Here is a 10,350-nt window from a genome sequence, read left to right as displayed (position 1 = left end):
GATGTGATATAATATTACAAGTATGATGAAGTTGCCATGGAAATTGATGCTCTTGCTGTCTGCGTCTTATTTGAGTGGATGTAAGGCTATAAAAGAGTTCGGCGAAGGTTCTATACAGCTCATGTTTACTATAGGCATGGCTGTTTCAATGTTTGCGGTTATTATCATAGGTATTAATTTAATTATTCGTGGCCTTGCATTAATAGAGGCTGATCTGTCAAGACTTATCATAGGTTTAACTACTGTGCTTGTTCTTATAGGAATATTTTTGCTGACACCGAGCTTAGTTATATGGACGATTGATGCTATTCGTGAAGTAGGCGGATTTGATACATCTATTAACTTGCCTGGCAGATAATGGTGTCTAGAAGTAATTATACAACATAAACCGCATTTATATAAATCATACTAAAACAGGGATATCTCATGATGCATGACGATCTGTATATAAAAATAAGGTTAAACGGCGATCTTTTGTACAAAAAAGGATATCACTCTATTTTCTTGTACTATTTTATTTACAAGATTAACCCGTTTTTATCGTATTCGGTAACCTATGATCTTATGATGTTGTATCGAGAATATGACCAGGCATACAAATTGTTGTTGAAAATAATAGACGATAGGGTTTTAAATGTTACAGAGATAATTACTGCTGTTAAACAAATAATACCTGACGTAGAGAAAAATATAGATGAAAAGAGTCAGGAGTTAATCAGAAAAATAGCAATTAGAGGATTGATTGATAATATACAGGATGATTATATAAAGAAGACGCTTTCTTTTTTCTTAAAGAGAGAAATATACTGCATTGTTTTTGATGGACAGTTTGCACAACATCACGATATCTCCGTTTGTTTTTTAAGTAATTTTATGGGCGATTATTTTAAACAACTCGCCATCGAGTCAAGTTGTTATAGGAAATATCTGAAAGATATCGTTTCTGATATTATCAACACGAATATAACATCTTTTTTAAATGCCATATTCAAAAAAGACGTTGATCAATCTTTAAAAGCAACATGGATCACGCGATTATTATTAAATTGTAGAGAAGAATGTGTTGAAAGTATTATAGATAAAATAAAAGACATTGATGATTTAAAAGATCGCGTTATTGATAACATAATAAATTATTTTTCTCAGGATAAAAACCATGCTTGTGATTTATGGGCTACTAAGGATATTATTTATAGCCTCATAGATAAATACAACCTGGATAAAAAAGAAATTTTGGATAAGATACACCCGTGGTTATCTGTTTTAATGATAAAGGATAGTAAGATCAAATCTGATGAGGTGAATATAGAATCCATCTCTAAACGATTGATCTATGAAAATATAATACATGAGGATAAAGCTATATCATCAGGCGTAAAAAAAGACTTGTTGCAAAAGATATGTAGTATAACAGAGCAATATCTCCGGAAAAAGCAATGTGATATTGTTTCTTTTGAGTGTATTATAAAAGAATTGATGTACAGTATCATCAAAGAACTGAATCACTTAGAGAGAGAAATGTTTTTTACAGCCTGTGAAATTAAGTATATTTGTTATATAGGAGATACGTTTGAAGATATGAACAAGGATGTGATTGTGAATAAATTAAATACATTGACTCATGATGAATTAAGACATGTATTATTATTATGGCCTGAGGCAATCAAATATATAAGCAAGGATAAAAATCGAATAGGCATAAATAATATTATTTTTATCATAAATTACTATAAAGATATTAATCATGAATTATTGTATCGTGTATTAGATCAAATGAACAAAAGTGATTTGAGTGCAATAATTAATTCATGTGTATTTATCAACAAGGATATATACACTAAGTATGTTTCTAAGTTAGATGATGACAGCATAATTAATGTTATTTGTTATAACCATGAACTGGATATAGACAGTAAAATAATTTTATATAATTGTTTATCAAAAGAGAGCAAAGTATTATGCATGTTGAAATGTAAACCTGATGTGTCTTTAAATATATTAGATAGACTGAGAGACAAAAATAATTGGGAGGAGAAATTTGAGATTGTCCTGCGCGGGATAATAAAAAACAAAAACTATGAGTTAGCAGAGACTGTATCATGTTTAACTATAAATGAAATAATTCCTGGCTATAAAGAGTTGATAGATAAATGTACTGATAAAATAGACAGAGATTTGATTTTGACATCTTTAATGAATATTACCGAAAATACTTTTGTCAAGAGAATCATAGACCGTGTTCAGTTTATATCTTTCTTCAGCTGTCCAGATGATAATTATAATTTCATCTTAGCATAAGAATTTCTCGCTATTAATTTTTTATACCTGGTCAATAATAAAAAACTGGATTATAATAAAAACATGTCGCGCGAGTTTTATTATAATTTTCTTATAGATATAGATAGGGTCATGAAGAAAGATATAAAAGGCGATATTTATGGTAAATTTTTAAAATTATTGATTGTGTTATCTGAAGAAAAGAATATGGAACTTGCTGATTTAGTAGCCAAGTCTTTAATAGAGATTATCCTCAATAATTTACATAAAAATAAGAATAGAATATATACACTGCTTGATGCTTTTTATCTTTTTAAAGAGATCATCGAATTAAGCAATAAGAGTGTTCATCAAAACATATACTCATTTATTGAAAATGAGTTGCTTAATTTTATGTATAACGAAAATCATCATGAGTGCCTTGCATTAAATAATTTAGTAAGAGAGAGGAATGTTAATATTATTTTAGAGAGAAGATGTGTAAATCCAAGCCAAGAACAAGATATTGAATGCGAGGTTAATAATTTTAAAAGCCTTGTAATGTCTCTTCATTTTAAATATCATCACGGTGGAAATCCAATTAAAAATTACGTTAAAAATATTTATAACAACCAAGATAATCGCGAGTTATCAGTTTGTAAAGTAATAGAAAGTATATACCATATTGGTATAAGTCCCAATGATTTATCTGTATCCGTTGATGATTACACTATATATGATAAGGATTTAGCTAGTTCTCTGCGGCATTTTATGCGAAAACGTGGAATTTTTAGAACATAACCGGGGATATTTTTTCATGCAACATAAATATATCAGGCTAGGGTTATAATATATCTATGGAATACACTACCCTACTTGATGTTTTGAAGTGTAGTAGAAATAATTTAAGAGGTATTGAGAGGATTATATCTCAATGTACGCATAAGCCAGAATTTAAATCAGATGTTCCCTCTAGATCATGTTTGTTACATAAGATACAATATCTCCATTGCTTGCTTGCGCAGGAATTATTAAGATATAGATATGCAAAAAAGAAGTTTAAAAAATCTATATTATATGTAATAAACAGTTTTTTAGATAAAATTATTCATGACGCCATGCAATATAACCACAAAGATATTGCAACACATGCTATAGCAACCTCAGCTTTTATTAATTTAATGATAAACAAAAAATATCATAAGGTCATCGGTATGTTGTATATATCATCTAAATCTTTAGATATTGATGCGGGTGAATTTTGCCTTTATAATTCACTCTACATGCATTCAGCATATTCTTGTATAGGAGAAATTTACTTTAATCATCAATTAAAATTAGACGTTGTACTGGACTATGAAGCTTTTAGGAGCTTATTTTTCACGTTTGACGAGGTACGGATGAGTATGTTAAACCAAGACTCTTTGTTTATTAATATATCCAATAGAATTAAAAACGAAGAAGTGACTAAAAATATTAAAAATATGCTGAAAAACTGCAGAAGTTATTCAAATCTATATCAAGCAGGAAACATTATTTTTGAATATATTAAGTCGCGTTATCATGAAAAACCGGAAGGATTTGAGTCGCATGAAATAATAAATATGATTTATTTATTAACAATATCGTCTTTTTATTGTCAAATAGATAAAGATTTAAATTCTAAAATACTATACTATTTATGGGATATGAGTTTAATCTATCATACAAATAATAAACATAGCCTGCAACTATATGATAATAACAGAAAAACAGAGAATTTGATAAAAAAAAGCATCGAATACGCAGATGCTTTTATTCATAAAAAATGTAATTATAACCAAAAATACGGAAATAGTTCAGTAATGTTATCTTAAAAACCGCATCTTATTTTACCTTCTTAATTTAACTAAACTCTTATTAAATCATAGGTCAATATTTGTTCCCCTGTTTCTATGTTCGACAATATATTTTTTATTTCATAATCAAGCTCATAACTATTTTTATGAGTTGCCGCATTCAGCTTACCTCTTAGTAAATTATATCTTTCGCGATCATATATAGATAACGGCAGTTGAGAGATTTTGTCTATGTAATCAATGGCCATTTTAGCAAAAAAATCATCTCCAGATATACAATGACAATATGCGCAAGATAATATAGCTATTTTAAGCAGCAAAATATTTTTAGCATCATCTAATTGAGCATCTTTATCCTTAAGATAATTTTCGACATGATCTATTAAATCTATAAACTTTTTCTCGCTATAACTTTGCTTTGCAGCATAAAACTTCTCCAGTATTTTTTGTATGGACAGTGTAATTTTAATAGGTCTTTTTGAGATAAAGAACGGCTTGAACAGCATGACCATAATATACTTGAGATGATCGTTTTTGTCAAGCTTTCTATGTTATATCTACTACCTGGTTCATAGCGCAGGTCAATTGTGTTTAAATCGGCATATAATAATACTATGAGCGATTACAGCAACTCATTCAATGATCATATAGATGCTTTTAAATGGATATCCGCTCTATGCACAGCTATTCCTGAAGCAAAATTTATGGTACTAGGACCTCCCGGAATTGGCAAGACTGCATGGGCCAAATCTTTAGCCAAGCAGCTAAAGGATGAAGCATTGCTACAAATTATGGTAATGAGTTCTGTCGATGCTACCGCTTTAAGCGGCGTTACTCTTGCAAGAACAGATCCATATAATAGAAAGGTTTCCACCCAAATAATATCACATCCAAGCTTTAAGCAGATTTATGATATTCAAAATAAATTCCTGTCTGAATATAGATATATCCCAAATGCTGTTCTTGTTTTAGAGGAAATCACAAACAGCCCTGATAATGTTCAGAAAGCGGTCCTTAATTGCATATCGACAGGATGTTGGTATGGGCTACCAATTCGTAATCTGTCAATTGTTGCTACGGGGAATACCGACGAACACTCACACGCAGCAAATGCTATTAATGAGGCACTGAGGCGACGCTTTTGTATACTTAATATAGGTAACTTTAGGTATTCTGACTTGAATGAATATTTTACCAATTTAATGAATAATGTAATGAACGCAAAAATCAATGACGATGTTCCATGGTCTCATCCTGAAATTCCTTCTTTGACCCTTATCAGACTATGGTCAATAGCTATATCTCAGGTTTTAGCTGATATTACAAAATCAACAGATGAAGTGATAACACAGGCAAATAATGACCTGGATAATTCATATACAGGATGGGATTGCCCGGCTTCTAGAGATGCTCTTATTCAAGCATTAGCCGTTTTGTTTAGCATGAATGCGCCTGATAAGGTTATAGGTACTTTTGTCTGTGGTTATATAGGAAATAAACCTGGGAATAAATTGATGAAAGATTACAACTTATTAGAAAGAATAATAAATTTAAAAGACAAGATTGATAATGTATTCGAAAAAACGTGTAATGAAATAATAGCGGGTAAAAATCCAGATAAAATAATTAGGGGTAAAAAAACAAGATCACGTGAAATCTTTTACTCAAACGCATAGGAGGTGTTAAAGTGAACGTACAAACACAATCTAAGCAATACGACTACGGCACGATTTTTAACGAATTATTTAAATCATATGGTGATACAGAAGGGTTAAAGAATAATTTCAATAACTATCTCCAGAGAGTATGGGCTAAAATAGCAAGCGCATTCAGATCTCTAAGATATATCACTAATTCTTGCAAGATAATCGAAAACAATAGTAGTAGACATACTATGTACACAGATGGCGCAAATGTGATTTATAATAAGGAGAGATTGCTTGAATTAATAAACGCAATAGAGTTGCAAATATCTGAAAAAACACCGGGGAATAGTAACACAAATTCAAGCTTAAATTTTACTCCGTTTTTACAGGCTGTGCCTTTGCTAATCCACGAATGTCTACATATAGCTTTAGGCCATGTCAGTTATATAGAAACGTTTTTGTATAATAATAATATATCACCGCAAAGAAATCCACTTCTATATATAACTGTGCTTTATTTATATAATTATTGCATTGATTACGATGTTAATAATTTGACCAATTTCATGACGAGGGTTTTCGCTTCTAGAATGTCAATAGAAAAAAGGTATATTCATGATTTAACAGATGATGAAGGATACGTCAATTATATTAGTATAAAAAATCTGGCAGATTCTTTTGGAGTTAAGGATGTAGATCATACTACCAGCGGTTTTAAAGTATTTATGGGCATTTTTAGAGAACTTATCCTCAAGTTCGAAAAAATACCTGATGATGTTAAAAAACAGATCGATAAATATGCGCTAGATCTAATTAACTATACTTATTTCATTGCTAGACAATACGATGAGATATATAATTTATACGAAGAGATCCGTAAATTAATGAAAGATTTGGATAAAATATCTCAAAGTAGAGCATTAACCAGAGAAGATACAACATCTGAAATAAGAAAAAATATGTCCAAATTGAATAACCAATTCAGAAATTTGAGTGATCATACTCAGCCTTTAGGCAAAGACTTTATTGAAAATTTAAATTATGAAATAGAAAATATGAAAAAAGCTTTTAATGATAAGCTTGAAAATGATCCTGATCGCATGTTATTAGATATGCTGATGGATGTTTTGGATGACATTTTCTCTGATTATGCAAAAAATACAACGAGTATAGCATACCATATTTTATCCGATCAGGTCTCTTTTGTCAGTTATTCTAAACTTAAAGATAATAATCAGCTCGGAGGTTTTCAATATAGTGATTCTTTATATAATTTAATCAATCGCGGTGTATTAAATAAAAATATTGACGTGGACAATATAAGCGAAAGAGAGATTGACCGTTTGGCTGAGGAATGTTTGGATTATCATAATAAATCATTCGTTGATAGCGCAATTCAAAGTAATAAGAGAATGGATAATATCGTAGATTTCATCAGTCCTGTGACTGCAAAAGTTACTTTCAATATGATTAAGAATGCTATTAGTGATAGTGGCGTAGATAAAAATATGGTTGAGAAAGCACTTGACTTCATGATTGAAAATATAAGCAAAACGATGGATTTGTTCAATAAAGAGCGAGAAGAAGTAAATAAAAATTTAAGTGATTTAACGCCTGAATATAATATTAGCTATAATAAAGACCAAGGCACTGACCTACCTGATCAAACGCTAATGCTTCAGGTTATCGCAACAAACCAGGAGCAATTGTCTCAAAGTAGAACGCATATAAGTGCGACAGAAGAATTTTCAAAGCTATTTGATTTATATAAAAATAATTTAATAGATCGCAATGAAATAGCTAGGAAAATTATTGCTGATTACCTATCAAAAACGATCTCAAATCATAAACCTAGTAATCAGTTAGATGATTCTAATAATCATCCTCCCTTTAACAAAGATAGTGGATCATCTCAAATACCATCTTTGTCAAATGGTGAAAATTGTCAAATGCCATCTGGTCAATCTAGTAATCAGAATGATTCGCACTGCCAAACGACAGAATCACAATCTGGTACTCAGAATTCTTTTAGCAAAGATAGTGGATCATCTCAAATACCATCTTTGTCAAATGGTGAAAATTGTCAAATGCTATCTGGTCAATCTAGTAATCAGGATGATTCGCACTGCCAAATGACAGAATCACAGTCTAATACTCAGACCTGTTTGTCTGGTCAAATGGCAGGAGAAATGTTTATATCACAGAGTAATATATATGCCAATGCGCAACTATCTCCATTTGAAAATAAACACATGCAAAACCATGATATTCAAGATTTGTATTCGCAAGCTCTTGATCATATACAACGCAAAATAGAGGAATTAGCACGAGAATTGAACGAAAAGTTAGCCAAAAAACATGAAGATATTAGCCATGATATTGAGAAAAGAATTGATAAAATAGCGGATTTTTTCGGTAATTTTGGCGTTGGTGATGTAAAGAATAAATTTAAAGATTATTTATCCAAAGAATTATTCAGAATGCTTGTTGAAAGTTATTCAAAGATAGATCAAGATAAGATCAATGAATGCAGGGAAAATATAAGGATTGAAGTAACGGGGATATTGAATGATCAAGAAACGATGAAGAAAATAGGTGTAGGTATGGGTCAGACTTTGCGCAACATTTTTGACAGGCCTGCAATAGAGAAAAATGTGAAAAGATATTTACCACACATACATTTACATCGTTTAGTGGCACAAATGATTAAAGATCGTTCGAACGCGTTGACACGGCGTTCATGGTCAGGATTATCACCTTTAGGAAGAATAAATGAGATTCCACTGCCCAAAACAACGTTAAAAGATATTTCTGCTTTATTAATCGTTGATGTCAGTGGAAGTATTGCTAATGAAGATCTCAAAAGAGCAGCAAGTGTAATTTTTCCATTATTTAAGAGGTTCAAGGAATTGCGAATGGTTTTCTGGGATGATGGTCTTCAAGCCGATAAGGTAATTAAAAATATAAGAGAACTTGAAAATATAAAAGTCAATGGCGGTGGAGGAACTTCTATTGACGAAGCTTTAAGATATGTTTTCGGAGAGAAGAATAAAAGAGATAAACAAAAAGCGACAAAGAAAGAAAAAAATTATGGTTTGGTTGTGATTTTAACAGACTTATATAGTACGTGGCATAATGTAACAGATATAAACCTGCCTCCGTATACATTGGTGGTTGATATAGGCACACAACCGTCGGTTATAACTTTCCCTGCAGAGCATTACTATTATCATATTGCTACTGATCAATATTGTTATGTTAATAAACCAACCAATTGTTTAGTGAATTCATAAGTTTCATCTGGCTTTTATATTATTAAGAAATATTCTTAATGCAAGGCCAGTTAAAATCGTTGCGGTTTTATAATCAGCGTTAATATATATCAAGACATTCAATAAATCATCTTCTTTGCCTTTTATTTTATATGAAATATTGTAAGAATGATTTGGCAGACATATTATTTCACCACCATTTGCGTTATGTTCACTTTTATCGCAAAATAAAATTATCTCCACATCCTTGTTTAATATTCTTGGGTTGTATTTGAATATATTAAAACACTCGTTTAGTATAAAGTATTCTCTACCACAACCTATATCCTCAGTATTAACTAAGACCGGTATAGTATCAACATCAGATGGCGCTGATTGAATGATAATTTTTGCTTTGTTATATGGTTTTAATCCCTCGTAATCATATTTCTTTATTATTATATTTGGCAAAATAATTATGTTGGACAAATTCTGCATAAATTTATTGTAATCACCTTCTATATATTCTATTATATTGATGCCTTTATAGGTAAACGATTTCTTTTCGTTTATTCTCAAAGCTTTCACCCTAAACTTTTCTATTATTTTATACATTATATCTATAATTTCAGTGGCGAACTCTTCTCCACAAGAAACTGGTAGCCATAAATTACATTTTGATATATTATCACCCTGTCTGGTCCTATTTGCAATCAGATCTTCTTCTGTGTCTTTATAAAAAAAGCGATATAGACAATATTCAATCCACAAATGATGATTTTCTACGCACACCATAGCTATTACTATACATCAAGATCACCACAAAGAAAACAGATAGGTAAAGATTATAGCTCGAAAAATATTTAGTTATTCGCGCGAAGAAATCTCTTAAAGTTTTTACCGGGAATAGAGAATCAAGCAGAATAGAAGGTTTAGAGGAATTGCTGCGATCAGATGGTCCAGATGGTTCATAAGAGTATAACCATTGCAGCGCATTAGGCCATTCTCATGAGATAAAATGAAAAATGAAATACCTACATAAGCGATGATTATGCTTGTATTTCTTATCGTCTGCATATAGCTTGGATTATCCTTGGCAAATATTGCGCGCTCCCCATTTTACTTAATTATAAACAACACAACAAAACCAGGGTGTGCCTAAATCCAAATACTTGCGTAGTCCCGCGGATAGCTCTGATAACCCGGATGCGCTTACTTGGAGGGATGCCGCCGATTCCAGCATTGCACAAACGACGCAACCGACCGCCATAGCTCCTCCACACACCGCGAAAAGCACCGCGTCCGTCGGCCTAAGCGAGCAAGAGCCCCCGCAACTCGGCGAGACTTGCTTCAACCGAA

General features: G+C 31.4%; 9 protein-coding genes. 7 read left to right on the top strand and 2 right to left on the bottom strand.

Annotated features, from left to right (window positions below; translation table 11 throughout):
• The first annotated feature begins 22 nt into the window (after positions 1–22).
• From NZM04_03975 to NZM04_03960, 4 genes are all read left to right on the top strand, one after another.
• On the top strand, positions 23–358 hold the full coding sequence (locus NZM04_03975) for a hypothetical protein (GenBank protein MCS7063198.1): 336 nt from the start codon (positions 23–25) through the stop codon (positions 356–358).
• A gap of 248 nt (positions 359–606) precedes the next feature.
• On the top strand, positions 607–2,298 hold the full coding sequence (locus tag NZM04_03970) for a hypothetical protein (protein ID MCS7063197.1): 1,692 nt from the start codon (positions 607–609) through the stop codon (positions 2,296–2,298).
• Between the two features lie 63 nt (positions 2,299–2,361).
• Entirely contained in the window at positions 2,362–3,057 is a 696-nt protein-coding gene (locus NZM04_03965) for a hypothetical protein (GenBank protein ID MCS7063196.1), read from the top strand.
• Positions 3,058–3,113: 56 nt separating this feature from the next.
• Positions 3,114–4,112 (top strand): hypothetical protein, encoded by a 999-nt coding sequence (locus NZM04_03960; GenBank protein MCS7063195.1) that lies wholly within the window; start codon positions 3,114–3,116, stop codon positions 4,110–4,112.
• Between the two features lie 32 nt (positions 4,113–4,144).
• Here NZM04_03960 and NZM04_03955 read toward each other — a convergent pair whose 3' ends face one another.
• Positions 4,145–4,600, bottom strand: a complete 456-nt coding sequence (locus tag NZM04_03955; GenBank protein MCS7063194.1) for a hypothetical protein — start codon at positions 4,598–4,600, stop codon at positions 4,145–4,147.
• Positions 4,601–4,708: 108 nt separating this feature from the next.
• Here NZM04_03955 and NZM04_03950 point away from each other — a divergent pair, with 108 nt between their 5' ends.
• Positions 4,709–5,770 carry an AAA family ATPase gene (locus NZM04_03950; GenBank protein ID MCS7063193.1) on the top strand — a complete coding sequence of 354 codons (1,062 nt, stop codon included), beginning with the start codon at positions 4,709–4,711 and terminating at the stop codon, positions 5,768–5,770.
• A gap of 218 nt (positions 5,771–5,988) precedes the next feature.
• The gene (locus NZM04_03945; GenBank protein ID MCS7063192.1) at positions 5,989–9,033 is read left to right on the top strand and encodes a VWA-like domain-containing protein; all 3,045 of its coding nucleotides are present in this window, start codon (positions 5,989–5,991) and stop codon (positions 9,031–9,033) included.
• Between the two features lie 3 nt (positions 9,034–9,036).
• Here the strand turns inward: NZM04_03945 and NZM04_03940 are convergent, their stop codons facing one another.
• On the bottom strand, positions 9,037–9,786 hold the full coding sequence (locus NZM04_03940; GenBank protein ID MCS7063191.1) for a hypothetical protein: 750 nt from the start codon (positions 9,784–9,786) through the stop codon (positions 9,037–9,039).
• A gap of 359 nt (positions 9,787–10,145) precedes the next feature.
• On the opposite strand from NZM04_03940, the gene NZM04_03935 reads away from it, so the two are divergent.
• Positions 10,146–10,350 (top strand): hypothetical protein (locus NZM04_03935; GenBank protein MCS7063190.1); only part of this gene is annotated, 205 nt, incomplete at its 3' end.

It is taken from the genome of Candidatus Methylacidiphilales bacterium, assembly GCA_025056655.1.
GTDB lineage: Bacteria > Verrucomicrobiota > Verrucomicrobiia > Methylacidiphilales > JANWVL01 > JANWVL01.
The sequence above is the reverse complement of the archived record's forward strand: the minus strand, read 5'-3'. Positions and strand labels throughout refer to the sequence as shown.

Bases quoted from the DNA above. Each gene is read 5' to 3' on its own strand.
- NZM04_03975 (MCS7063198.1), top strand. From the start codon at position 23: ATGATGAAGTTGCCATGGAAATTGATGCTCTTGCTGTCTGCGTCTTAT.
- NZM04_03965 (MCS7063196.1), top strand. From the start codon at position 2,362: ATGTCGCGCGAGTTTTATTATAATTTTCTTATAGATATAGATAGGGTC.
- NZM04_03960 (MCS7063195.1), top strand. From the start codon at position 3,114: ATGGAATACACTACCCTACTTGATGTTTTGAAGTGTAGTAGAAATAAT.
- NZM04_03955 (MCS7063194.1), bottom strand. From the start codon at position 4,600: ATGCTGTTCAAGCCGTTCTTTATCTCAAAAAGACCTATTAAAATTACA.
- NZM04_03950 (MCS7063193.1), top strand. From the start codon at position 4,709: ATGAGCGATTACAGCAACTCATTCAATGATCATATAGATGCTTTTAAA.
- NZM04_03945 (MCS7063192.1), top strand. From the start codon at position 5,989: ATGTACACAGATGGCGCAAATGTGATTTATAATAAGGAGAGATTGCTT.
- NZM04_03940 (MCS7063191.1), bottom strand. From the start codon at position 9,786: ATGGTGTGCGTAGAAAATCATCATTTGTGGATTGAATATTGTCTATAT.